17 protein-coding genes are annotated in these 26,957 nt (G+C 42.0%); 13 read left to right on the top strand and 4 right to left on the bottom strand.

All coding sequences use genetic code 11. From position 1 onward, the window contains the following. Window positions 1-22: 22 nt before the first annotated feature. The 9 genes from lepB (at window position 23) to malQ (ending at window position 16,993) form a co-directional block, all read left to right on the top strand. Window positions 23-700 carry a signal peptidase I gene (gene lepB, locus G587_RS21145; protein ID WP_051200591.1) on the top strand — a complete coding sequence of 226 codons (678 nt, stop codon included), beginning with the start codon at window positions 23-25 and terminating at the stop codon, window positions 698-700. A 4-nt stretch (window positions 701-704) separates the two neighbouring features. After that, window positions 705-6,053, top strand: coding sequence for a choice-of-anchor A family protein (locus G587_RS0102845; protein ID WP_026491014.1), 5,349 nt, complete (start codon window positions 705-707; stop codon window positions 6,051-6,053). A 106-nt stretch (window positions 6,054-6,159) separates the two neighbouring features. Beyond that, window positions 6,160-7,629, top strand: a complete 1,470-nt coding sequence (locus G587_RS0102840; protein ID WP_026491013.1) for a SpaH/EbpB family LPXTG-anchored major pilin — start codon at window positions 6,160-6,162, stop codon at window positions 7,627-7,629. Between the two features lie 207 nt (window positions 7,630-7,836). Beyond that, a complete protein-coding gene (locus tag G587_RS21140; RefSeq protein ID WP_051200589.1) occupies window positions 7,837-8,715 on the top strand; it encodes a class C sortase in 879 nt (292 codons plus the stop codon). A 5-nt stretch (window positions 8,716-8,720) separates the two neighbouring features. Beyond that, window positions 8,721-9,929: a Cna B-type domain-containing protein gene (locus tag G587_RS24080; RefSeq protein ID WP_026491012.1), complete on the top strand. Its 1,209-nt coding sequence runs from the start codon at window positions 8,721-8,723 to the stop codon at window positions 9,927-9,929. 94 nt (window positions 9,930-10,023) lie between these two features. Next, the gene (locus G587_RS24075; protein WP_051200587.1) at window positions 10,024-10,665 is read left to right on the top strand and encodes a sortase; all 642 of its coding nucleotides are present in this window, start codon (window positions 10,024-10,026) and stop codon (window positions 10,663-10,665) included. A gap of 149 nt (window positions 10,666-10,814) precedes the next feature. Beyond that, complete coding sequence (locus G587_RS0102820) at window positions 10,815-12,467, top strand: aminoacyl-histidine dipeptidase (protein WP_026491011.1); 1,653 nt, start codon at window positions 10,815-10,817, stop codon at window positions 12,465-12,467. Window positions 12,468-12,700: 233 nt separating this feature from the next. Then, the gene (locus G587_RS0102815; RefSeq protein ID WP_026491010.1) at window positions 12,701-15,358 is read left to right on the top strand and encodes a hypothetical protein; all 2,658 of its coding nucleotides are present in this window, start codon (window positions 12,701-12,703) and stop codon (window positions 15,356-15,358) included. Between the two features lie 111 nt (window positions 15,359-15,469). Then, window positions 15,470-16,993, top strand: a complete 1,524-nt coding sequence (gene malQ / locus G587_RS21125; protein ID WP_035785337.1) for a 4-alpha-glucanotransferase — start codon at window positions 15,470-15,472, stop codon at window positions 16,991-16,993. Between the two features lie 31 nt (window positions 16,994-17,024). Here the strand turns inward: malQ and G587_RS0102805 are convergent, their stop codons facing one another. Together G587_RS0102805 and hflX are read right to left on the bottom strand one after the other, a co-directional pair. After that, the gene (locus G587_RS0102805) at window positions 17,025-18,365 is read right to left on the bottom strand and encodes a GGDEF domain-containing protein (RefSeq protein ID WP_207637457.1); all 1,341 of its coding nucleotides are present in this window, start codon (window positions 18,363-18,365) and stop codon (window positions 17,025-17,027) included. A 273-nt stretch (window positions 18,366-18,638) separates the two neighbouring features. Then, window positions 18,639-19,964, bottom strand: coding sequence for a GTPase HflX (gene hflX / locus G587_RS0102800; RefSeq protein WP_051200585.1), 1,326 nt, complete (start codon window positions 19,962-19,964; stop codon window positions 18,639-18,641). A gap of 111 nt (window positions 19,965-20,075) precedes the next feature. Between hflX and G587_RS0102795 the strand changes: the two genes are divergently transcribed. Continuing rightward, window positions 20,076-20,444, top strand: coding sequence for a hypothetical protein (locus G587_RS0102795; RefSeq protein ID WP_026491007.1), 369 nt, complete (start codon window positions 20,076-20,078; stop codon window positions 20,442-20,444). On the opposite strand, the gene G587_RS26565 is transcribed toward G587_RS0102795, so the two are convergent. Beyond that, window positions 20,416-21,729, bottom strand: coding sequence for a macro domain-containing protein (locus G587_RS26565; RefSeq protein WP_081679304.1), 1,314 nt, complete (start codon window positions 21,727-21,729; stop codon window positions 20,416-20,418). The genes G587_RS0102795 and G587_RS26565 overlap by 29 nt on opposite strands. 23 nt (window positions 21,730-21,752) lie before the next feature. After that, on the bottom strand, window positions 21,753-22,337 hold the full coding sequence (locus G587_RS24950; protein ID WP_026491006.1) for a DUF4234 domain-containing protein: 585 nt from the start codon (window positions 22,335-22,337) through the stop codon (window positions 21,753-21,755). A gap of 110 nt (window positions 22,338-22,447) precedes the next feature. Between G587_RS24950 and amrA the strand changes: the two genes are divergently transcribed. The 3 genes from amrA to G587_RS0102770 all read left to right on the top strand — a co-directional run bounded on the left by amrA (window position 22,448) and on the right by G587_RS0102770 (window position 26,815). Continuing rightward, a complete protein-coding gene (gene amrA / locus G587_RS0102780; RefSeq protein ID WP_026491005.1) occupies window positions 22,448-23,917 on the top strand; it encodes an AmmeMemoRadiSam system protein A in 1,470 nt (489 codons plus the stop codon). A gap of 49 nt (window positions 23,918-23,966) precedes the next feature. Next, window positions 23,967-25,046, top strand: a complete 1,080-nt coding sequence (locus G587_RS0102775) for an acyltransferase (protein ID WP_026491004.1) — start codon at window positions 23,967-23,969, stop codon at window positions 25,044-25,046. A 71-nt stretch (window positions 25,047-25,117) separates the two neighbouring features. Continuing rightward, on the top strand, window positions 25,118-26,815 hold the full coding sequence (locus G587_RS0102770; RefSeq protein ID WP_196812492.1) for a C1 family peptidase: 1,698 nt from the start codon (window positions 25,118-25,120) through the stop codon (window positions 26,813-26,815). Window positions 26,816-26,957 lie beyond the last annotated feature (142 nt).

Here is a 26,957-nt window from a genome sequence, read left to right as displayed (position 1 = left end):
ACAATTAGAGGGTCTGAAAATTATGGAAGATAAAAAGATTCCATCACAAGAAGCTCCAAATGAACAATTGAATAGACCGTCGCTTGAAGAACTGAGAACAGAGCTAAAACGAGAATACAGAAAGCACGACTACAAGAGAACACTCAGAAATACACTGGTGGTTATTGTAGTTGTGGCCGCTATCTCAGTGCTGGTATCAAGCTTTTTTATCACAGTGCTAAGAGTTACAGGTGACAGTATGACACCTACGCTCGAGACAGGTCAGATTGTAATAGCCAATAACTATTCACAATTTGAGGCCGGAGAACTGATCGCGTTTTACTATAACAACAAGGTTCTGGTAAAGAGAGTTGTAGGATCTCCCGGTGACTGGATAAATATCGACGAGGCTGGAAAGGTTTATGTAAACGGCGTTGAGCTGGATGAGCCTTATATATCAGATCCGAGTCAGTATGCAGCCGGCATGGGAGAGGGCGACAAGGTTGAGTTTCCGTATCAGGTTCCGGACAAGAGATATTTTGTTTTAGGAGACCACAGGTCGGTATCAATCGACTCCAGATCAACAACGGTAGGATGTGTTTCTGCAGAACAGTTGATAGGAGGTGTATTTTTCAGACTTTACCCTTTTAAAGATTTTGGGGGGATAGAGAGTAAAGCCAGCACCGGTACAGAAAGTATGGAAGAACCGGAATTACAGTAATTCGATGGGCGGAGAAAAGGTAACAAGGGAAAGAAAAGGAATGAGGAAATTAGACAACAATCGTATAGAGGAATATTTAAAGAAGCATGTTTCCTTGAAGAAATGGGTTTCAATAATGCTTGTTGTGGCACTGCTGGTTACAACAGTAACAATGTACTCATTAAACAAGTCAGCAAATGCTTTGTCAGACGATGCTGCTGATGACGTAGGAATGGTGCTTGAGGGCGAGGATATCGAGCAGCTCGCTTCCGGAAATGAAGATGCCGGGGGTACAGACTCTATTACGGATTCCGAAAGTGAAGACGGCTCTGATGGGGAGAGCACTGAAGAAGAAACTTCTGAGGATGGCAATTCTGAGGAAGGAAATTCTGAAGGTGACAATTCAGAGAATGGCAGTTCAGAGGATGGAAATACTGAGGAAGGTTCTGCTGATGAAGCTAATGGCGAAGAAGGTACATCAAATGAAACTAATTCAGATGACACTACTGATGTAGCTGATGCTTCCACAGATAACACTTCAGAAGATAGTGAGAATGAGGATTCGTCCAATGAGACAGAAGGTCTTAAGGACAGTAACGATGTAGAGCTCACTGAGGATGTTGTTCTTACAGTTTCCTATGTAACCGAGGACGGCGAGCAGATCGCAGATGAGAAGGAAATCAATCTTTCCGAGAGCCTTGACTTTACAACAGAGGCTCCTAAGCAGGAAGGGTATAAATTCAAGAAGGCTGAGATTGATGGAACCGAGATTTCCATGATAACAGCTAAGCAGGATGCTAACGGATATAGATATTATGAAGTTACTGTAGGCAAGAGCACTACAGAAGATGAAGATGCTACAGAAGAGAGCACTACAACCGAGGATACTTCTGATAAGAGCGATTCAACTGAGAATGCTTCTGACGATGGCATTTCAAACGAGACCTCTACAGATGAAGATTCTGTAGATGGAGAATTCACAAATAAGAGCGCATCAGAGGAGGAACCTTCTGAAAATTCAGCTTCCGATAATGCAGCTTCTGAGGAGAATGACTCAAACGATACAACATCAGAAGAGACATCTTCAGATAATTCCCTGGAGAGTGCAACAGATGGAGATGTAGTTGCTATAAAGGAAAACAAGACAGTAGTTCTCACATATAAGTCTGACAAGGCTACTAAGACAGAATATGTATATGAGGACGAGAAGGTTCGTGTAACAGCTACTCTTGAAAACGCTGATGCAGTTCCCGATGATGCTGAGTTCGTTGTTAAGGAAGTAACAACAGAGACAGAAGGTTACAATTACGATGCTTATATGAAGGCTCTTAATGATGGCGAGGAGCAGGGCATTAAGAACCACAATGCAATGAATACTATCCTTTATGACGTAGGTTTCTTTGTAAATAAGACTGACGAAGAGGGCAACGTTATAGAGGGTGAGAAGGTTGAGTATCAGCCTAAGGAAGGAAGCGTAACTGTTAAGTTCGAATTCCTTGACAGCCAGATGTCTGATCTTCTTGAGAGTACTGATAATGAAGCTGAGATCGAAATTGATCATCTTCCTTTAAATGAAAATGTTAAGGAAAGTACAGATTCAACATCAGAAGCAACAAATATTGATGCAACTGATATTCAGAAAGAAAAGGTTGGTACTGTAAACGAGTCTGCCGGAGAGAATGTTGAGATTTCACTTGATAATTTCTCAATAGTCGGTTTCTCTGCAGTAAAAGGAAATAGCTCAGTATACACTTTTAAAAAGGGTGACAGAACACTCACATATGCGGAGAATTCCACTAAGGATGCTTATAGAACAAGTAGTTATTATGATGATTCACTTGCTCTTGGAGTTGCAGGAAACTTCCATATAGTTGCCTTTGATACAGCAAAGCTTAGTACTCACACAAATGGTAATGTACTTGCCAGGACTTTGTACGCAGGCGCTAATTTCGGAACAAATAACATCGAGAATGAGCTCTCATACGCACAGAATTTTACTGCTGTAATGGAGAGAATGGCTTCTAAGGAAGAGCACACACTTGTTGTTGGCGATAAGGTTACTGTTGGTTTATGGGGGAATGACGGACTTTTTTCAGTAAATAATACAAAGGTATCAGCTCCTTACAATATCATTCAGGATACTTCAACAGGCAGCACACCTTACATCGACCTCGCTACAGTAAAGAGTGAGATAAAGGCTATGTCTTCCAAGATGGCTGCTACTGAAGCAGGAGATGTTAAGGTAACAGAGGGAAGCGGTGGACAGAAGATAATTACCTATACAGGACTTGGCGGTGCAGGTTATTTAAACTACACAGGATCCCAGTGGAACAGTCTTGTAGCTAATAAGGAATTGCAGTTTGAGTTCCCTAACGATTTGGAACATCAGTCAATAATTATCAATATTAACTGTGCTGATGTGACAAATGTGATGCATCCTACTAAGGCCAGTGTTATTACGGTAAATAGCACAGCGCTTTCAACCGGCGAGGAGAAGGCGGTTAAGGCAGGACGAGTTGTTTACAACTTCTATAACTGCGATGGCAAAAATATCGACATGGTAGAGGTTTTTGGTCAGATCATAGCTGTGGGCGCAAACCTCACAGTTACTAATGGCAATGGTAACTTCGTAGCTGAGAACGTAACTATTACAGGTGAGACACACAGAAGAGACTTCGTAGGTACTACAGAGAAAGGCGCTCTTGTATCAATAGAAGCTAAGAAGCTTGTCAATGGTAAGGAGCCCAGTGCTGATCAGGTATATACCTTCAAGGCACAGAAGATGAATAGACCTTCTAAAAAAAGTAGTGCTCTTGAATTTACAGATAAGGTAATTACAGGTAAGAATACCGGAAGTAAGATATCAATCGATGTATCTGAGTTTATCGAGAATAAGACAGGAAATTATTATGTTCTTATTTCAGAGGAAGCGGGAGCTGATACATCTGTTACATATGATAAGACACAATATCTTGCTGAAATTCATATCAGCAGTAAGAAGGATGGAAATAAGACAATTTATTATGCTGATTCCATTCAATACTATGGTGATAACTGGACAAAGATAAACTCTGAGAATGTAGTATTCAACAATTCTATAAATGAGCAGCCTGTAAAGATTTCAGCGCAGAAATATGTTGATGATCAGCTTGCAGGTAACGATACTACAGGTAAGTTTGGCTTTACACTTCGCATGCTTGATACAGACGGAAAGTCCTGGAAGAAGGATGCGAACGGAAATGTAAAGACAGCAACCATTAAGAACAATGGAAGCGAGATTTCCTATGACATAAGCCCTGCTGAATGGGGAATGACTTATGGCTGGGATTCATCAAAGGCAAGTGATAGTAGTGGTACTTATCAGAAAGAGCACACCTATTACTTCATGCTTACAGAGAATGATGTAGAAGGATATGCTAAGGATTCATCCGGAATTCTTATAAAGATAAAACATTTTGTAAACGGAGAGGTAAATTACTACAGAATTACATCTGATGAAGTTAAGTCCATGGAGTTAAATCCTGACTATGGATTTTACAATACCCCCAGACGTATAAAGGATAGCAACAATAACAGTGATAAGAAATATAACAATGTTGCTTTCTATAATACTACCGGTGGCGGAATGCTCAGAATCCACAAGATGGTAATCAATGACTTTGGTTCAGATCTTGTTAGAGATTCAGATGCTTCTATCCTTAATGGATGTAGATTTAAGATTACAAATACCGTAACTAAGGACTATATAGTAGTTCATGGCTTTACCGGACATGCTAAGGATACAAATAAAGCACTTGAATATCATAGCAATCATTCATTGACAGGCAAACAGTATACTGTTACCTATAACCAGGGAGCACAGTGGACAATCGAGGGACTTTCTGCTGGAACATACACTGTTGAAGAGGTTGGTGATGGATTCACCTTTGTATATGACGAAGAGAAGGATACAAACAGCCTTAAGCCTGATTCAAAATGGTCCCGCGTTACCAAGTATTATGTGACAGTTGATAATGAGACGGACAATTCTACTTATGGTACAGGCGGAAATAATGAAAGAGTAGTATTCTCTGCAGACCTTACAACAGATGGAGATACAGATGCTCATCATTTGGATGTTTGCCCTGTAGTTTCCGTAGGAGATACTTCGGTTAACAATACTTCACATACTCAGACAGCGCAGATATGTAATTACTACAGTATACCGGTTGGACCGATTAGAATTACTAAGAAATTTACCGGTGGTACCTGGAAGGATATGAACTTTACCTTCAATATCGAAGCTGTAAGCTGTATTGCAAGGGATTCAGCAGGTGCTGAAATACCCGGTGTAAGTGTTCCGATGCCTGAGAGAACATCGGTTACGTTAGCTAATCCTGCAACTACTGAGAATGATGCAGTATCCTCAGCAATAGCTGATTTTGGTGCTATAGCATTTAGATACGAGGGTGAGTACTTCTACAAGATTACCGAGGCAAATACCGGAATTGATGGTGTTAAGTATGATTCCAATGTTTACTATGTAAAGATTGACGTAAAGAAGAAATACACAACTGCTAAGAAGACTTACAAATCAAGCAACATGACAGACCTTGCCAAGTATAAGAATAGTGGAGCTACAACAACAATAGATGATGATTTCTATTACCTTGGAGCAGACATTACTTATACAAATGGTAAGGGAGAGGTTAAGGCTCAGTACAGTCTCTATTTACCTAAGATTGATAGTGCAGACGAGAAGTTTGCCAGCGAATTCTTGGTAAAAGAAATAGCAGGCTCAATAGATGATGTAGTATTCACAAACAGCATCGCTGGTCATTTGACAGTCAATAAGGTTTGGCACGACTCAGCAGGAAATGATGAGAGCGAGAAGCATTCATCTCTCAGACTGAGCATCTGGCAGAGAGTAAAGGGAACAACCCAGTGGAATAAGTATGGTGAAGATATTGTGCTTGCTCCTAATGCTGAAGCTGATAAAAACTGGAGAGCTACCGTTTCTGATCTTCCGATTGTGGATGAAAACGGAAAACCTTATGAATACACTGTGAAAGAGGAAGACAGTTATACTCAGAACTGTGAAGTAATCTATCAATATGTAGGAGCTGATGGATCAAAGGCAGAAGCTAATGCTAATGCACTTCTGAATGATGCTAATAAGATAACCGTTAATGGTCAGACTACATATGACACAGGCTATGTAATGACAAATAGTGGCATTAACTATGGTGAAGTAACAATAACCAACAGAAGTCTTATAGTTAATACACTTCCTAATTCAGGAGGAATGGGAACACTTCCGTTCATGGTAGTTGGTGCTGCCATTGCAATCGCTGCGCTTGGAGCATTGCTCTTTGGCCGCAAGAAAAAGGATTAAGATGCCTATGGCATTTTAACAAGTGCTCATTTGCACAACATAAAGTTACAAAGGAACTAAAAAACGTCTAAAACAGACAAGATTCAAACAAAAGGAGAGAGGTTTAATGAAAGGACTCAAGAAATTTTTAACTGGAATCCTTGCTGGTGCTATGGCTCTTACCATGACACTTTCAGCAGGAACCGCAATGACTGCTAAGGCAGCAAACGGTACTATTACAATTGGTAATGCTGTACCAGGACAGAAGTATAATGCATACCGCGTATTTGACTACGTGCCTGCTAATGAAGCACAGGCTGAAAATGGCGGTGTTTACAAGCTTGCTTCTAAGTTTTCCGGTCTTACAAATTACACATATGATAATGACGGAAACAATGTAGCAATGAGCTCATTTTTTACAGTTGGCGATAATGACATCCTTAGTACAACAGGACTTAGCACAGAAGACGATGCCAAGGTTTTTGGTAAGGCTGTACTTGCTTACGCAAAGGCTAAAGGAATTGAAAATGATGGTTCAGCTGTAGCTAATGACGATGGAGAAGCTACAATTCAAGTTAGTGAATATGGTTACTATGTAATAGATTCATCACTTGGTAGTGCTGTAGGAATTGATACAACAACTCCCAATGCAACTATTAAAGAGAAGAATAGTGTACCTGAACTTAAAAAAGAGGTTACAAGCGCTACTAATTCTTCAACTGTATATACAGATAAGGCAGGAAACAATGCACAGATCGGTGATACAGTAGAGTTCACTATCACAGCTGATCTTAAGGCTGGTGGTAGGGGCTATGTTATCACTGATAAATTGACACCCGGACTTACACTTATTCCTGTCGAGAATAGTAACGTATCTTTCTCAGACAGTGTTACTCTTGATTTTTCAATCAACAATGATTATGTTGCTGATGATGGAAAGAAAGGATTCCAGATCACATTTAATGGTGAGCCTTCAGCTAATACAACTGTAACAGTTACATACAAGGCAGTTCTTAATAAGGATGCAGTTATCGCTGCTGATAAGAATATAAACGAGGCTTACCTCATCTATGGTAACAAAACAGAGACAACTCATGTTACAACAGAGACAATGACATATCCTCTTCAGATTAAGAAGATTGCAAAAGGCGATACAACTGAGAAGGTTCTTGCAGGTGCTGAGTTCAATGTATACAGAGAGTTTGATAATTCACAGGTTATGTTTACAAAGATTTCAGATACTGAGTACAAGGTAGATCCTGAGGGATCAGTAGATACTATCGTAACTGTTGCTGATACAGCTCTTACAATTTCCGGTCTTAACGCAGAGAACTATGTTCTTGTAGAGACAAAGGCTCCTGAGGGCTATAATCTTCTTGAGAGCAGTGTTGGAGAGCATAAACATGCACAGCAGGTAACAGTAGCAACTACTTCTACTACTGAGGCTATTCAGGTTGAGAAGGTTGAAGATGGAACAGGTCTTACACTTCCTTCAACAGGTGGTATCGGTACAACAATCTTCTACATCATCGGTGGACTTCTTATAGTAGCTGCTGTTGTATTCTTCGTAGTTCGCAGAAAGAACGACGCTGAATAATTAACTGTTTGGCAAATATAAGTTTTTTACAGGTAGAGATTTAAAAAATATAATTTACTGAAAAATGAATCTTGTTTCTGTAGACAATATATATAGAAACATGCTGTAGTTCTGGGACGGGCTCATCTGTCCGTTCCGGAATGCAGGTTTTCAGGAAATCAGATTTGGGAATATAAACGTACTTACATTTAATGGATGGATAATAGGATGAAGAGTAAGGGATTTGCAAAGCAATTACCAAACCTCATATTTGCAGCCGTTTTCTTTGTAGGCCTTGGTATTTTTCTGTATCCGTCTGTAAGTAACTATATAAATACCAAGAATCAGAGTAGAGCAGTAAACAATTACGAAGAACTCATGTCTACGTTTACAGAGGAAGATTATACGAATCTGTGGAATGCTGCCAAGGAATATAATGAAAAGATTCTTTCGAGAGGAATGAATTTTAACCTCTCAGATGAAGAACTCGCTGAATATCATTCAGTACTTGATCCCACCGGAACCGGAGTAATGGGACATATTGAGATTGAGAAGCTCGGCGTTGACCTGCCGGTTTATCATGATGTAACAGAATCTGTTTTGCAGGTTGGAATAGGTCATATACCTGGATCATCGCTTCCTGCCGGTACAACCGGTTCACATGCGATTTTATCAGGACACAGAGGACTTCCGTCCGCAAAGCTCTTTTCAGAGCTTGATCAAATGATAGAAGGGGATACATTCCTCTTACATATAATGAATCAGACCTTCGCGTATCAGGTTGATAATATACAGATTGTTCTTCCTGAGGAGACACAGGGACTGACGATTTATCCTGACCAAGACTATGTCACGCTGGTGACGTGTACACCCTATGGCGTTAACACTCACAGAATGCTCGTTAGGGGCAGGCGTGTTGATTATAATGAAGAAACCAGACTTATAGTTCCTGCTGATGCAACTAAGTTTAATAATCTTGTAGTTGCTCCGTTTATTGCAGGACCGATCATATTAGTTCTGTTTATTTGGTTTGTTGCAAGTACATCAGACCGAGGGAAGAAGAAAAAGTCTGCGACAGTAGATGATCTGCGCAGACCATCGAGGTAAGTTTTATGAAGATTTTTGAAAAGGCAAAGAAATGGATTATGGGTGGAGCCATGGCTGGACTTTTATCAGTCTTGCTGATTCCTGCTACAGCCAGTGCCACAACATCAGACAGCTATGCTTCTGGTAAGATTGACATGAGCAAGGATGCTACATTGTCAGTTTACTATTACTTTGACGGCAATGAAGAGCTGCCTGAGTATGGCAAGATGGCTGGAGTAAATGTAAAGGTTTACAAGATGGCTTCAATATCCGAGAACGGAGAGTTTACATTAGTAGCTCCTTTCAATCAGCTGGATGCAGAGATTAAGGATATGTATTCCATAGCAGACCAGGATGTCTGGAACGGTATTGTTACCAAGGCAACAATTCTTGTAAATGAGAATGGTGTTCAGCCCAGCTATACAGGAACATCTGATGCAGAAGGTTTTGCAAGACTTGGAACCGTTGATAAGGGACTTTATCTTGGAATCAATGAGCCAGTTGTTATCGATGATATTCAGTACAAATACTGGGATTTCCTTTCAGTAGTTCCCGGTCCTAATAACCTTGAAGAAAATCAGGGTAACGATTGGGACGGAACCTGGTCAAATGCATATTATGATGTAGTTGCTATTCCCAAGAGAGAAGCAATAAAGCTCGAGGGAGATCCTGAAGAGTTTGAGGTATATAAGCAGTGGGTTGATAATGGGTCTGCTGACAGACCTTCATCGATTGATGTAAAGATCTACTGTGATGGATCACTTTTGGAGACAGTTACACTTTCAAGCACAAATAACTGGCAGTACAAGTGGAAATCTGAAAAGGGACATACCTTCTCGGTAGAAGAGGTTATGAACTCAGATAAGTACACACCAAATATTTCAAGGAATGAAAATACATTCATCGTAGTAAATACCAAAAATCCTGAGACACCGGATGAACCTGATGAACCCGACAAGCCGGATAAGCCGAAGAATCCTAAGAATCCCGACAACCCGGATAATCCGGATTCACCCGATACACCGGATAAGCCCGACAAGCCGTCTAATGATTCAGCTTCAGATGATGGCGGAGTACTTGGCGCGATCAGAAAGGTTGCGGAAGAGCTTCCTGCAGTATTGGGTGCAAGAAGACTTCCTCAGACAGGTCAGCTTTGGTGGCCTATTCCGATACTTGCTATTGTTGGAATAATTCTTATATTCCTTGGCTTTAGAAGTGAGAGAAAAAGAAAATAATTATCATATTGTCAGCATAGCTGACGGTGGGGCGACAGGTAGATTAAAGTGAAATAGTGGGGCTTACTTTCATATATATAAAGGTGGGCTTAACATGAAAATAATCACAAAAGGTAGGATAATGATTCTGCTGGGATTCATCTGCATAGGGATTGCCGCAAATATCGTGGTACATAACCAGCAGGAGGATCTGGCAGCAGGAGTGAGTGCAGCAGGACTCCTTGAGGGAGTTGAAGCGCAGATTACCAATACTCCAATAGAGATGAATCCGACAGGGGATATGAAATCCGTTGATGTTAACGGTCAGTCTTTTGTTGGAATAATAACAATACCTGCTATTGATATCAGACTTCCGATCCAGACAGAGTGGTCTTCTACAAATGCGAAGACTTCACCCTGCCGCTATAAGGGATCTGTTTATGAAAATGATCTGATTGTGGCAGGCCACAATTATACGAGGCATTTTGGTAATCTCAAGAACCTTATTGCAGGAGACACCATTATTGTGACCGATATCGATGGACGCCAGTATTATTACGAGGTTACTTACATCGAAGAAATCGGTACCTATGAGGTCGATAAAATGGACGAGGGTGAATGGGACTTTACAGTATTTACCTGTACCATTGGCGGTGCAAGCCGTGTGACAGTACGCTGCGATTTCGTTAAGATGGTTGCTCCCGGATCAGGAGATTCAGTGACCAAGGAAATCGAGAACGCGGTTTCAGGAGATTAAAAAAGAAAATATAATAAAAAAGTTTTACATACGTTCCGGTTTGGGTTTTCTTACTCAGACCGGAATTTTTATTGGGGTAAAATTGTGGTATCATATTAATTGATGCATATAAAGCTTTTAAATTTTTTCTTGAAAGGAAATTTATAATAATGGCACTTGAAAAGTTAGAACCAAAAGAAGTATTTAAATGGTTTGAGGAAATTTGTAATATTCCTCATGGCTCTAAGAATGTAAAGAAGATTAGCAATTTCCTTGTGAAATTCGCAAAGGACAGAGATCTCTATGTGAGACAGGATAAGGCGCTTAATGTTATCATCAAAAAGCCCGGAACTAAGGGCTATGAGGATCATGAGCCTGTTATCCTGCAGGGACACATGGACATGGTGGCTGTATGTGAAAAGGACGCCAAGATCAACATGGAGAAGGATCCTCTTAAGCTGCAGACAGACGGAGAGTATATCTGGGCAGATAAGACCAGCCTTGGTGGCGATGACGGAATTGCTGTAGCTTATGCTCTGGCACTTCTTGACAGCAATAAGATACCGCATCCTCCGCTTGAAGTTATCATTACTACTGACGAAGAGGTTGGTATGGATGGCGCTGTAGCCATTAAGTGTGATGATATCGAGGGTAAGAGACTCATTAATATTGATAATGAGGAAGAGGGTACACTTATAGTAAGTTGCGCCGGTGGTGCACGCTTCCATGGATACCTTCCTATTACCAGAGAAAATAAGAGTGGTATCAAGGTTAAGATTCACGTTAAGGGTCTTTTAGGAGGTCACTCCGGTGAGATGATAGTCAAGGGCAGAGGAAATGCCAATGTTATCATGGGAAGACTCCTTCTTGAGATCACAGATGCCCTTGAGGTTGGTATTATAACCCTTAACGGTGGTGTTGCTGACAATGCCATTGCTACTGACTGCGAGGCAGAGCTTTTGCTCATGGGACTTGCATCACAGATGCACGGCAACATAAAGGGACCTAATGTATCATTCTTCGCACTCTTTGGAAAGCTTTCTTCAATTGCATATAAGGTTGAAGATGAGCTGAAGAAGGAACTGGGCGTAAAGGATCCCGGACTTTCAATTGTTGTTGAGGAGGTTGTTGATACAAGCCTTCCTCCGGAAGAAACAGATGTGTCCAACATGGCTTCAGTTAACCTTGATTCAAGTGTTGACGCCTTTACAGAGAACCACGAGAAGAGACAGGTTATATCAGGCGTAATTCCCTGTGCTGAGGTTATAGAGCTGGCAAGATGTATCTGTGCTATGCCTTATGGCCCGCAGGCTATGAGCGCTTCTATAGAGGGACTTGTAGAGACATCACTGAACCTTGGAATCTTGAAAATCGTTAACAGTAACATAGGAGCTATCGAAGGAAAAGAGGCTGCAAGCCAGAGTTCAGGCACAGTTGAAGAGGCATTCCTTCTTGATTACTCCGTAAGAAGCTCCATTAAATCTGCTAAGGAAACACTCCTTCGCAAGCTGGAGATCATCATCGAGGGATTTGGCGGTATTCATGAGACTACCGGAGAATATCCCGGATGGGCTTATGCTGAGGAATCACCCCTTAGAGATAAGATGGCAGAGGTATTTAAGAGACTCTATAATAAGGATATAAAAATCGAAGCTATTCACGCAGGACTTGAATGTGGACTTTTCTCTGAAAAGATCAAGGACCTTGACTGTGTATCCTTCGGACCTGACATGCAGGATATTCATTCTACAGGAGAGAAGCTTAGTGTTGCTTCTACAAAGAGAACCTGGGAGTATTTATGTGAAGTTCTTAAAGAGCTTTGATAAAAAGACAGCTTAAAATATTTAAACAACCCTTCATGAATTTTCATCAAAACCTTGACATTTTGATGAAAATGATAAATGAAGGGTTATTTTTTGTCTGAAAAAGGGATATGCATAAAATGATGTGTTTGTCAAGTACGGAATATGCACAGATCTGTGCATATTCCGTTGAAACGCAGTAATAGAAACGCTTTATAATGGTTTATGTATTTTTGCATTTAGGAGGGATAAGTATGAAGAAAGGTTTTGTAAGGAAGCTTACAGCCGTACTGGCTATAGCTTTACTTTCATCGACCATTACTTCCGACTATAACAGTCTCGGAGTAAGAGCGGAGGTCGATGAAGCACCAGCAATCGAAGCGCAGGTTGGGGATTTGCCTGCCGATGAGAAAGCTGCAGACATCGAGAAGAATTTAACAGATCCGGCAGATGTGGCTGATCAGGAAGTAAAGGATGAGAAAAAGGCTGATGGGGACGTTGAAAAGCCTGCAGATCCTACAGAAGATTCAACTGAACAGAAGGACGATACATCAGATGAGCCTGCTGTTGAAGCACCTGCAGCTCCTGCAGAAGAACAGCCTGCAGAGGATGTAAAGGAAGATAAAGCAGCAGAAGATGTTGCTGACAAGCAGGATAACACTGATGTTGATAAGGCTGCAGAGCAGAATGACGCCGATAAGGCAGCTGCTCCTGAGGAAGAAGACAGTGCAGATAAGGTAGAAAAGAATGCCGATGCAGATGCTCCTTCTGATGGAAATGCAGGTGATCCTGTGGATACAGAGCCTGAAGTTAGTGATGGCGATGCCAATGTACCTGCCGCAGGGGATGCTGCTGAGCCTGAAACTAATGAGATTTCCATAACATATAGCGCAAGTGCTGGTGGAAATGTCTCTATGCTAGGCCGTTGGGTACGTAGTTACACTTTTAAGTTAACGAAACCCGAGGTAGCAACTGCTAATCCTTATAGTGGATATTATTTATATAACTGGACCGACAAGGATGGAAATGTAGTATGTACCACAAAGAATTTTAAGGCTACAGGTGATCTGTTCGTAGACGGTGCAGAATATACAGCAAATTTCCGTAAGATTGATACAAAGGAATTTGCATTCTATATCCTTAAGCCCGGTCAGAAGCTGCTCCAGCCTCAGCCGAAGGATAAGCATAGTGATGAAAAGGTATACTATAGTCCCGATGGCGTTGAATGGCTTGGAACAATCAAGACTCCTCTTGCCAGCTTAGTTAATGATGAAAAGAAGAATAACTATTATTCTTTCTATAATGAAGAGGAGAAAGAATATAAGAACCTTGATGGAACATATTCAACACTTGTAAGAGATAACGTTGATTATGAAAACACACCTTCTTCAACTATTGAATCCATAAATAAATATCTTGCAAAAACATATCCTACAATCGAGAACACAGAAGTGCTCACAGAAAAGAACGTGGTTTGGTATGTATACAAGCTTGAGGTTGATGGCTATCACATCGACGGATATGTTTCCGCAAGAGTAACATATAACTCCAATTATCCTGCAGACTGTGGTAAGGAAAATGCTTCACCTGTAGTACGCGGAATGAGAGTTAATAACACAAAGTACAGTGTAGAAGATATTAAGTTTGACGCTCCTGAAGGATATTTCTTCGACGGATGGTATATGACACCTGATTGCAAGGGTGAGAGAATTGATGTCGGACACACTTACGATAACATTACATATAATGTAAATCTCTACGCAAAGTGGTCTAAGAGAACTAAGATCAAGATTGCTATCACTCCTGATACAGATGGACAGGGACCTATCACAAGAGTTTATTACAACGGTACAGAGCAGACTGCTAACATGAACGTTCATATCACTACTGTGGTTGAGAAGAATAAGCCTGAAAAGAATGAGTCAGGGGAATCAGATGAAGATGCAAGATCTGGAATTATTCCTCCTCAGACCATCTCAGTTGATATAGGCGCAGAGAACCCTATCGATGTTACTGTAAGCGGACTTAAGGTTACAGGCGGTAGAGGTACTGATGTTGTAGATGAAGAGCATCAGAAGATTGATGAAAACGGTGAGCGTTACTATCCTATTATTCTTGATATGAGCGGTGTAACAGCAAATGTTGATGGTGTAGAAGGAAACATTAAAGATTGGTTCTCATTTGAGACTGAGGTAGACCTTAATGGCAATTCTACAACCAAGACAACAGTTGATACAGAGAAAAATGCTGATGGTGATACAGCAGATACTAAGGAAATTGGTCGTCTTTACGTAATGCCCAGAAAGGTAGAGCTTGTGTCAGCTTCTGCCGAGAAGGTTTATGACGGAAAGCCTCTTACAGCAGAGACCGTTACAGAGAACGGCATCGCTGATCCTGGCAAGGACAATGGTGGATTTGTTGGAACTGATGGAGTAGAGAAATATAGCAATTTCGCATCTCAGACTGAAGTTGGAGAAAGGGAGAATACCTTTGATTATCAGCTGAACAGCACAACAAAGCTTTCAAACTACGAGATCCAGCAGAGATACGGAACACTTAAGGTTACATCATCTACAGAGGGCAATCCTCCGGAAGATCCTAAGGACCCTGAGAATCCGTCTAAGAAGAATAAGAAGAAAAATAACAAGAAGACAGAGTCACCTAAGAAAAACGATGATAACGGTGGCAACAACGATCAGGTAAGCAATAACACACCTAACCCTGAGGCTCCTGCAGTTCTTGGAGCTATGAGACCGCTCAATGGTACAAACGAAGAGCCTGCAGTTCTTGGCGCTGCAAGAAGTGCTAACACTGAGGATACAACCAATACTGCAAGAGTATTTGTACTTATGGGTGCAGCTGCTGCTATAGCTATCCTGCTTATCATCAGTAGAAAGAAAAAGGAAGAATAATAATTCTTTCAATATGAGATTATTAAAGAGCGTCACTTTGGTGGCGCTCTTTTCTTTATAGCGATATAATATAAACAGGAAAAAGTATTTGTTCAGAGGGGAGTGAGTTTTATGCACAGAGAAAGTGGAATTCTTATGCCGGTGTTTTCGCTGGCTTCTAAATTTGGAATCGGATGTTTTTCAAGAGAAGCTTATGAGTTTGTGGACTTTTTAGAGAAGTCCTATCAGGGATACTGGCAGATGCTGCCGATTGGTCCTACGGGCTTTGGCAATTCACCCTATCAGCCTGTTTCTGCATTTGCAGGAAATCCCTACTTCATTTCTCCTGAGACACTAATAGAAGAGGGACTGCTCACCTGGGATGAGGTAAATGGTGTCGACTTTGGGAACGACATAGAGAAGGTTGATTACGGCAAGATGTATGAGAACCGCACACTTATTCTTAAGAAGGCCTACGATAGATTTTCTGAAAATGAAAAATCCAAGGAATATAAGACGTTCCTTAAGGACAATGAATACTGGCTGGAAGATTACGCACTCTACATTACGATAAAGGCTATGGAGGAAGGCAAATCCTGGCTTGAGTGGCCTGAAAATCTTAGAAAGAGAGATGAGAAGGCTCTCAATAAGGTAAAAAAGGAACATAAAGAAGATATAGAATTTATTTACTTTGAGCAGTTTAAATTCGAAGAGCAGTGGGAAAAGCTTCATGAATACGCACTGGAGCATAAGGTTAAGATAATAGGAGACCTGCCGTTTTATGTTGCGATGGACAGCAGTGACACCTGGGCTCATCCTGAAGCCTTTCAGATGGATAAGGACTTAAAGCCCAAGGCTGTGGCAGCATGTCCTCCGGATGCCTTTTCACCTACGGGACAGCTCTGGGGCAATCCTGTATACGACTGGGATGCTTTGAAGAAGGATGGATATTCATGGTGGGTAAAGAGAATTCAGAGAAATTACCAGTGGTTTGATGTGATCAGAATCGACCATTTCCATGGTTTTGCAGAATATTATGAGGTTCCCTTCGGAGAGGAGACTGCAGTAAACGGCAAACAGATGAAGGGACCCGGAATGGATCTTTTCAATGCTCTGGAGAAAAAGCTCGGGAAGCTTAATATGATAGCGGAGGATCTTGGAACCACCACAGAGGAAAATATGAAGCTGTTGGAGGATTCAGGGTTCCCCGGAATGAAGGTCTTGCAGTACGGCTTTACAAGCTGGGACAGCATCTATGTAAATCACAGGCATATAAGAAACTGTGTTGTTTACACAGGAACCCATGATAATACGCCGACCTTCGCATGGGTACAGGAGATAAGTGAAGGGGAGAGAACCTTTACAAGAAGATACGTAAATTCCATGAACACCGACTATGGTGCATTTGTGTGGGATATAATAAGAGAAGCATACAGATCTGTAGCTGATCTGTGTATCGTTCCTCTTCAGGATTATCTCTGCAAGGGAAGGGAAGCAAGAATAAACACTCCCGGAACCTCAGAAGGCAACTGGCAGTGGAGATTAACTCCCAACTTTCTGTCTGAGGACCTTGCAAACAGTATAAAACTCATGACAGAAACCTATAGCAGAGTACCGATTGCCAAGGAAGAGCCAAAGAAAGCGACAAAGAAATAAAAAGAGAATGCCTCGTGAAGTGCTGATAGTATCAGGCTTCTCCGAGGCATTTTTTAATCGCTGCTGCAACTTTATCCGGATAATTTGGTACGGGAATTATTACGTCTGCACCACCTTCTCTTGCGATAGCAATGTGATCGGGATTGGGACAGGCTGCAATGACCTTGATGTGTGAGAAGTTAGGTCGCTGCTTGATGTAGGCAAGAACCTGATCCGGCGGAATCTTGACTATGGACATATCAAGGATGATGACCTTTAGCTGGTTGCTGTACTGGCTGGCAAGGTTTAGAACTTCATTCCCGCTCTCGGCATAGATGAGGGCATAATCCTTTCTGAGATACTCGTCGGTTTCCTCAATATTGGGATGCATTCTGGATGCGCTCAGCATGATAAGGGGCTTATCGTTGGGGATAAGCTTATCATAGGTGTACCATTCTGAGAAACAGTCCCTGCCACGGATTTTACATTCATAGAGGGCATCGTCAGCCATTGCGAAAATAGATTCAAAGCTTTTTTGGTGCGTATCTATGACAACACCCAGACTGCAGGTGAAGGTCCAGCCACCCTCGACCTTGATCTCTGAAATGCTCTTCTGGATTCTGCGGCATACGGTATCGAGATGGAAGGGAGGAACTACGCCCTTCATTACAACCAGGAATTCATCACCGCCGTTTCTCGCTACGATATCATCAACGCGGAAGTGAGTCTTAAGGATTGAGCCTATATTGGCAAGGACAACGTCTCCGGCTGAATGCCCCAGCTTGTCATTTATCTGCTTGAAATTATCTGCATCGATTGAAATTACAACGGTATTTTCACCAAGAGGTCTGCGTGAAAAGTACTCCTCAACCTCCTTCTTGGCAGCGCCCTTGTTAAGAAGTCCTGTGAGCTTATCGTAGGAGCTTTCCTCTCGAAGATACTGATTTTGCATTGCCTGCGCATTTCTTATGGAGCTTACCATCAGAGATACAAAGATAGCGATTGGAAGGGCTATGATACCTTCTATGAGATCTCTTTTTGCAAACTTATTGCTCTTTATCATGAAAACAGCAAGCCAGTACAGGATACTGAGAGCTGTCTCGGTGAGCAGATAACCTGAGAGTCTGTCTACATAAATTATGGGAAGAAGCATTATCAGCGCAGGAAACCACATGGATTCAGTGTGATTAAAAGCAATTGTCTCCACCAGAATTATCTGAAGTGCAAAGATGGTGTAGTAGGAGATTGCGTACAGATCAGACAGAGTGGAATCGGGGCTTATCTTCTTATGAAGAAAAACAATAAGATGATACAGAATCTGTTCGGGAATAAAGAACAGAGCAATAGATAAGCTGTCTATTGAGCCCTGGACATTCCAGGAAATTGCTATCATTAAAAAATATAGCAGGGGACACACGAAAAATGATACATACAGGTGATTGTTATTATCTTCCTGTATGCTCTGAGAAAACTTGTTAAAATATACAGATTCATTTATATCCTGAGACTGAAAATGATTCAGGATAATCCGCACAAGTTTTTTCATTTCGAAACCCTGCTATATATGCATGGAAATAAAAACTACATAGTTCCGTTTTTATTATACTATTATTCAATTATTGTTTTATAAAATTCCGATAAAATATTACTAATAAATTACTAATGTTCAGACGGCATATTTCATGTATTTCAGCGCCATCTTTTTGCTGCATTTGAGTGTAAGATGCGTGCCTTCTTCGGTATATTCCGTATCAGACACCTCAGCTCTTGAGGTTATGTCGTGAAGGGCTGCGCCGTCCGAATAGGGGATGATGAACTCACAGTCCACTTTTTCGCCCTCAAGAGTGCGCTCGATCATGGTTACAAGATCATCGAGACCGATGCCATCCTCAGCTGACATATATATCCTGTCATCCCTTACGTGAGGTATGGTCATGGAGCGGTGCTCGGAGTTCCCAACCACCAGGTCAGCCTTGTTAAATACATAAATGATCGGTATTTTTGATGCTCCGATATCCTGAAGTGTCTTCTCTGTGATCTCGATATGTGTCATGTAATCCGAATCTGAAAAATCGATCACCTCCAAAAGAAGATCAGCATAAACTGCCTCCGAAAGAGTGGAGCGGAATGCCTTAACAAGAGTAGTCGGAAGCTCATCGATAAAGCCTACCGTATCTGATAAAAGGAAGGGTCTGTGACCCGGAAGTTCAATTCTTCGCACTGTGGTATCAAGGGTTGCAAAGAGCATGTCCTTTTGCATAACCTTCTTGTTGTCCTTTTCTTCGATATGACTGGCGTCAATAAAAGAATTGAGGAGAGTGGATTTACCTGCATTGGTATATCCAACAAGGGACACTCTGGGGATATCTGAGTTCATACGCTTTGCACGCTGGGTATCGCGCTCACGCTCTACGTTTTCAAGCTCTCTTCTGAGCTCTGCACAGCGCTGCTCAATGCGACGTCTGTCCAGCTCCAGCTTTTTCTCACCGGCACCCTTATTGGAAAGTCTTCCGCTGCCTCCGCCCTGACGGCTAAGCTCAGTGCGCATGCCTGCAAGTCTGGGAAGCATGAATTGAAGCTGTGCGTACTCTACCTGCATGCGGGATTCTCTTGTTCTTGCTCTTTTCGCAAATATCTGCAATATAAGGCCGGTTCTGTCGATGACCTCAGCGTCCAGAATCCTCTCAAGGTTCCTTATCTGAATGGGAGAGAGGGTATCACCGAAAATTACTATGTCAGCATCAAGCATACTGATCAGGTTTTTTAGCTCATCAACCTTACCGCTGCCAATGAATGTGGCGTGGTCGGGATGAGGAAGAGTCTGGGTTATTGTCATGGCAGGCTCTAGGTCGCAGGCCTTGGTCAGAGCATTAAGCTCATCAAGGGAGTGGGAAAATGCCCTCTCATCGCGACCTGTATGATTTAACCCCACAAGGATTGCCTTGGGAGTATCGTTATTTTCAATTGTCTCGTAGGTTTCTGAAATACTCATGAATTAGTCCTTTTTATATAGTGATAAGAATCATTATATATGGTTTCTTACTAAAAGATAAGACATTTTAAGCCGATATAAGTAATAGGAATATGGGAAAAAGGAGTGCCTATGAGTTACGATTTATCATCCTCTATAAACAAAATGACAGACCTATACCTTGATAAGCTTGGAAAGGGTGAGCTTTTGCAGCAGGATAGCAAGGTAAAAGAGAAGATGGGCTCTGAGTTTTCAGAGGTTTATGATTCACTGCAGGCCATGAGAACCTTAGATCAGACCATGCGCCAGAGCTATGAGATGAATCACAGGGATGATGATAAAAAAGACCGCATGAAAACATCCCATTCCGCGCTGTCATTTTCGAAGGGTAGCAGTCGCATAATGGATATGCTTACCGAACAGGTAAATAATGATATGGATGAAAAGGTGAAAAAGGCCTTAAATGACGGCCTTAAGAAAATAGATCCCGAACAGCCATAAGAACAAAGCCAAGCTCGTTCTTAGCCTGGAAATCAGAATCTTCCATATGCCAGTTTTGAGGCGGTGTCTTTAAGGCGCCGTTTTCTGTTAGCAGTTCTTCCTTTGTAATGCCTGCTCCATAGATATCATCGTTAGGATTAGCGTGTATCAAAACCGTGTCATCTGTGGACAGAAGAGCATCTGCGAATTTTTTATCTGACAAAAACTTTCCGACATTCGCATTGAAAAGAATTTCCCTGTAACTGTTTTTCCATACGGAATCATCATAATTTTTGATGCTGTCACCAAGTCTCTGGCAGACAGCAGGATCAGACTCGTTCATGATCTTTTTGTAAGAATTGAAATCGTTAAAAAGAAGTGCCTTTTCAGAGGATATGTACTGAATGGCAGTGAGGTACTTACGGCCGTTTATATAAATCGGCTCGCCCTGGTACCAGGGTGACAGCTGACAGAAATCGCTGTTCTTTTCAGCGAGCCAGAAGCAGGTGTAGGTGTGCGGAGTTCCATTAGCTACTTCATCTATAAGCCAGTCGATATGATACCTGTTGTAAGGCGCACTCTGGAAAATCGGAGGCACCGGTATATCTGTGGGCATTTCTATTTCTGCTTCTTCCTCTTTGGGTTCTGTAGAAGCAGCATCAGTAGATGCGATCACGTCTTCGTTAACAGCTTCCTCAGAAGAAGCATCCTTTGTATCTTCCTCAGCAGCCTTTGAAGTCTTTGCTTTTGACTTTGTCTTTTTAGCAGGCTTTTTCTTTTCTTCAGGCTTTTTAACAACTACATTTTTGACCTCTTCAGAATAAGCATTAAAGCTCAGATCATCTGAGAGTACAAAGCTGATGTCATCAAAGGAGTCCGGATATTCTGCAACAAAAGCAGAGACTGTAGCTATTGCGAGCTTGGCAGCCTTGTCTAAAGGATATCCGTATTCACCTGTGGAAATGGAAGAAAAAGCGATTTTTCTGATGTTATTATCGAGAGCAGTTTGCATGGCGCTGGCGTAGCAGGAGCCAAGAAGCTTTTCCTCGCCGGCGGTACCGCCCATCCAGACAGGTCCGACAGAATGAATCACGTATTTACAGGGAAGATCATAACCAAGAGTCAGCTTGGAATCTCCGGTTTCACAACCGTTCAATCTGCGGCACTCGGTCTTGAGCTGAGGACCGGCAGCTCGATGAATCAAGCCGTTAAGCCCCCCTCCGCCCAGAAGAGAGTTGTTTGCAGGATTAACTATAGCGTCAAAGCCGGATACCTTAGTTATGTCGCCCTGAATTACGTGAATCATGTCGTCCCCCTTAAATCATGTAATTACTGATAGTTTACTGCTTTGTTGATTGCATCCTGTGCGATAGCATAGTTTACAATACCAAGGCCAAAGATCTGAAGAATGATGAATATGATTGAAGAACTTCCGCTGGGATCGTTCTTGATAGCATCTGTCTTCTCACCAAGCTTGTAAGCCCAGTACCAGCCGTAGATACCGCAGGTAATAAGTGTAAGAAGGAATGAAACAATACCTGAAGTGTCGTTAGGACGACCGCTAAGCTGATTGGTCTCGTCTGTAAGTACTATGAACCAGTAAATAGAATAGATACCACAGGTTACAAGAGATAAGATGATCGCAACAGCGATATTTCTTCCTGTAATTCCTGCGCCGCCGAAGTAAGGAGCCGGCTGGCCTTGCTGGAAATCATAGCCATTTGAACCATTCTGAGGATTGAAGCCCGCAGGATTTCCTGAAGGATCAAAAGAATTTGCAGGATCAAAGCCTGCAGGATTGGAATTAGGCTGTGAGAAGCCATTGTCCTGGCTCTGAGCCCCTAAGGGTGCACCACAATTGGTACAGAATTTAGTTGAGTCTGAATTTTCAGCCCCACAATTTGGACAAAACATTTTTTATATTCTCCTCTCTATAAATAATTGTACTATCTGATTATAGCACAAAGTAGTATGATACTGATATAAAGCTTACGAAAAATGGATAAATATAAGGGGGAAAATATATGCCGATAGTTGGAGCTTTCATGGTACCACATCCGCCGATTATGTTACCTGAGGTAGGACGCGGAGAGGAGAAGAAGATTGCTGAAGTTACTGCTGCGTATGAAAAGGTTGCTGATAGGATTGCGGAATTAGAACCTGAGACAGTCATTATCTCAAGTCCGCACAGCATAATGTATGCGGACTATTTTCATATATCACCCGGAAACAGCGCGTCAGGTGACATGGGAAAATTCCAGGCAGAGGAAGTAAGTTTTGATGCGGAATATGATGAGGAGCTTGTTGAGGAGATATGCCACATAGCTGAAAATGGTGGTCCTGATGCGGCCAGCTCATCCGGAAAGAAAAGAAAAGGGGAAAAAGGACTTGCCCGTCATGAATTCCCGGCAGGAACCCTGGGGGAGAGGGATCCTTCTCTGGATCACGGAACTCTGATTCCCCTGTACTATATATGCAAAAAATATACAGACTTTAAGCTTATAAGAATCGGCCTCTCAGGCCTTCCTTTAGCACTCCATTATCAGATGGGTCAGATCATTCAGGCTGCTGTAAATAATACAGGAAGACGCGTTGTCTTTATTGCCAGCGGTGACCTCTCCCACAAGATGAAGGAGGATGGACCTTATGGCTTTGCGCCCGAGGGACCTGAATATGATGAGAGGATAATGGAAGTCTGCGGAAGCGGAGACTTTAAGAAGCTGTTTGAATTTGAGGATAGCTTCTGTGAAAAGGCTGCTGAATGCGGACACAGATCCTTTGTCATGATGGCGGGCGTCCTTGACGGACTATCCGTAAAGGCAAAGAAGCTTGTCCATGCGGCCACCTTTGGCGTGGGCTATGGAATCTGCACCTACGAGGTCGGAGGACCTGATGAGAGCAGACATTTCCTTGATACCTGGAGAGAAGAGAAGTTATCTGAGCTTAGAGGAAAGCAGAGAGATGAGGATATCTATGTAAAGCTCGCCAGATTTTCACTTGAAAACTATGTGAGCGGTGGAAAGAGCCTTCACTTAGCTGATCTTAAAGGAACCGAATTCGAAAAGCTCCCGGAGGAGATGACAAGCAAAGCTGCAGGAGCATTTGTATCCATACATAAAAACGGCGCTTTAAGAGGCTGTATCGGAACCATTGCGCCTACCCAGAGCTGCGTTGCTGAGGAAATACTTCAGAATGCCATAAGCGCAGGGACAAATGATCCGAGATTCTCCACCATAACCACGGATGAGCTTCCCTGGCTTGAGATAAGTGTTGATGTTCTCGCAGAGCCTGAGCCAATATCCTCAACGGATCTTCTTGATGTAAAAAAATACGGAGTCATTGTCACAAGCGGACAAAAGAGAGGACTTCTTCTTCCCAATCTTGATGGCGTTGACAGTGTTAACCAGCAGATCAATATCGCCTGTCAGAAGGCAGGAATACCTGCAGGTGAGGAGATAAGCCTTGAGAGATTTGAGGTGGTAAGACACCTGTAAGGGAATATTGTGATACAATTGGAGGATACTGATAATTTTCGGAGGATATATGAAAGAGAGAGCAGAAAGGCAATCGAATATAGAATTATTGAGGATCCTGGCTACCTGCATGGTCATCGTTCTTCACTACAATGGCCTGGGTAATGGCGGGTTTGCCACGGTTTCTGACGGAAGCCTTAATCAGCTTATTCTGGTTCTCTTTGAAACTATTAGTATCTGCGCTGTTAATGTTTTTGTTATAACAACAGGATATTTTCTGTGTAAAACCAATACCAGGGATTTCTTAAAGCCCCTTGGACTGGTGGCGCAGGTGGCCTTGTTTGCTATCTTATTCTTTGTGCTTGTAAAGCTTACGTTGCCGGATATCACAATTGATCACCTTTTTGAGGGTCTTTTTTCAACAAACTGGTATGTGTATATATTCTTTGCACTGTATCTGATATCACCATTTATAAATGTCATGTGGGACAGGCTTAACCTCAGCGGGAAAAGGATACTCCTTACCTTCTCGATTTTTCTCTTTTCAATATATCCCACATTTATAGATATCATCAGATATTGGTCAGGCAGACAGTTAAACGGAAGCAGCACTATAGGTATCGAGGGCTCACAGGCAGGCTATACCATTGTAAACTTTGTGGTTTTGTACCTGCTTGGTGCAGCCATTCGGGATAATGTGAGTAAGACCAGGGAGAGAAGTAAGCTCATTACTGCCTACTTTATCTGTCTCTGTCTCATTATGGCATGGGCCTATGCTGACGGAATGAGAGCCGGCAAAAATATCTATGATACAGTTGCCTGGAATTATAGCAATCCACTTGTTATTGCTATGGCTGTCATTGTGTTTATACTATTTAAGGATATCAAGATTAAAAACAGTAAGATGATAAATACGCTGGCAGGGGCCTCCTTTACTGTATATATTCTGCATATCAGGTTTCTTGGGCTCTTCAAAATAGAGCAGTTTGCGGCAGGTAATCCGGGACTTATGCTGGTGCATCTGGTAGCAACTGTTATATGTATTTATCTTATATGTACCATATGTTATTTCGTGTACTCGGCGGTTGCAAAACCGGTATCAAATGTTATAGCAAAAAAAATAGGGAACTATAGAAACTTTACGATTTAAAGCATAGAGGACGGATGATTATAAAAAATCGAGTGGTCTCTGCTGCTTATATTGTGGCGGCGACGTCTATTATGGTTACAAATTCAGCATTTGATTTTAAACGACCAAAGGAAATCCTTCCGCTGGAATTATCAGAGCTTGAGGTTTGTGAAGCAATTGTTATTGATGACGAGGAAGATACTAACCTGTTAAAGAAGGCTGATGGATCCGAGGTGGATTACGGCTCTGTTTCGGGCTCTTATTCAGATGGGGATGAACAAAAGGAAAGTGAAGATTTGCCTTCCTTCTACACCTCTGATCAGGTTAAGGACAAGGATTATATAACGACTGTGAGGAATCAGGGAGATACAGCTCTTTGCTGGGACTTCGCAGCAATAGGAGCGGTGGAGAGTGATCTCCTTCGCCATCATGAAGGACTCAGGGTTGAGGATTTAAACCTCTCTGAGAAGCATGTTGCTTATTACAATATGCATAAGGCTGCCGGTTCTATAAACGGCGATATCGATAAGGATTACAGAGAGTTCGTTTTTGAAAACGATGATAAATTTCTTGGAGAGTATGACACTAGCTATTTATCGGTGGGAGGTGTTACGGATTACTGCCTTTCACTTTTTACAGCCTGGAAGGGACCTGTGGCTGACAAGGACACCAATTCCTTTCATGTGATAAAGGGACAGAATGATATTTATACGCAAAATGCAGATGTCCCAACCGGTGCCTATGATGATGCCATATGCCACGTACAGAATGTGTACGAAATTCCAGCCACGGAAAAGAACAGGGATATCATAAAGCACATGATAGTTGAGCACGGAAGTGTGACAGCAAGCGTTAATACTTCGAAATCCTTCTGGACAGGGAAAAAGGTCGCTCTGTACGATTACAAAAAGTACGGAGAGGGCAACTATGCAGATCATGAGATCCTGATAGTCGGATGGAATGATGAATACCCGGCAAAGAATTTCGTGACAAAGCCTGAGGGCGATGGAGCCTTTATTTGCAGAAACAGCTGGGGAGCAAAAGCAGGAGCCTCAGGGTACTTTTATCTATCCTATTATGACAGTGTTCTTACCAATAATAACGTGGTAGCTTATGACGCTGCCATGCCTGAGGATGACAACTGGTATGATAACAATTATCAGTACGCCGGATTTATCACACACGTTATGGATCCTATGGTAGATCAGAAAAATATGGTCTACATGTATGATAAAAATGACGCGGGATATGGAGTTACCATAACAGCTGTTAATGATGAAAAGCTTGAAGCTGTGGGGTATTTTTCCATGAGCACAGGCACGGAGGATAAGCTTTACATCTATGAGCTTCCGGTAAGAATACCTCCTGATATCGATGCGAAGGAACTGGCTGACACAATAAACCAGCTTGATGAGAGTAATGGTAGAGGAAAAGGCAAAGCCCTGGAATATATCGACCTTGATGAACTAAAAAAGCCAATAATAACAATGAGTTGCAAAGCTGTCACCGGAGGATATCATACGTTTTCTTTGAAACAACCAATTGATATTAAAGCCGGAAAGGACTACCTGATCGTAATAAGACCGGGAAAGAAATCAAAGCTAATCTATGAAAAGGCTATGGATTCGACTACGGCAGCTCATAGGGATGAATGGCAGCACAATCTGGGAGCGATTCATACACTAAACACTGCCAGCGGACACAGCTATCTGCAGGATGTGAGCGGAACTGCCATGATAAAACAGGCTGATAAGGACTTCTTTGTAAAGGTATACACAAACAACAAATAGGCAGAAATAAACCCGGGCTTCTAACTATGAAGTCCGGGTAAAATTATCTCATTAATGGGAGGTGGCCATGCGATGGGGAGTCGCATGGCCATGTTGTATGAAAAAAGTTTTTTGGGGTTCAGAAGATGTTGTTCATCTCTGA

It is taken from the genome of Butyrivibrio sp. XPD2002, assembly GCF_000423945.1.
Lineage (GTDB): Bacteria > Bacillota > Clostridia > Lachnospirales > Lachnospiraceae > Butyrivibrio.
The sequence above is the reverse complement of the archived record's forward strand: the minus strand, read 5'-3'. Positions and strand labels throughout refer to the sequence as shown.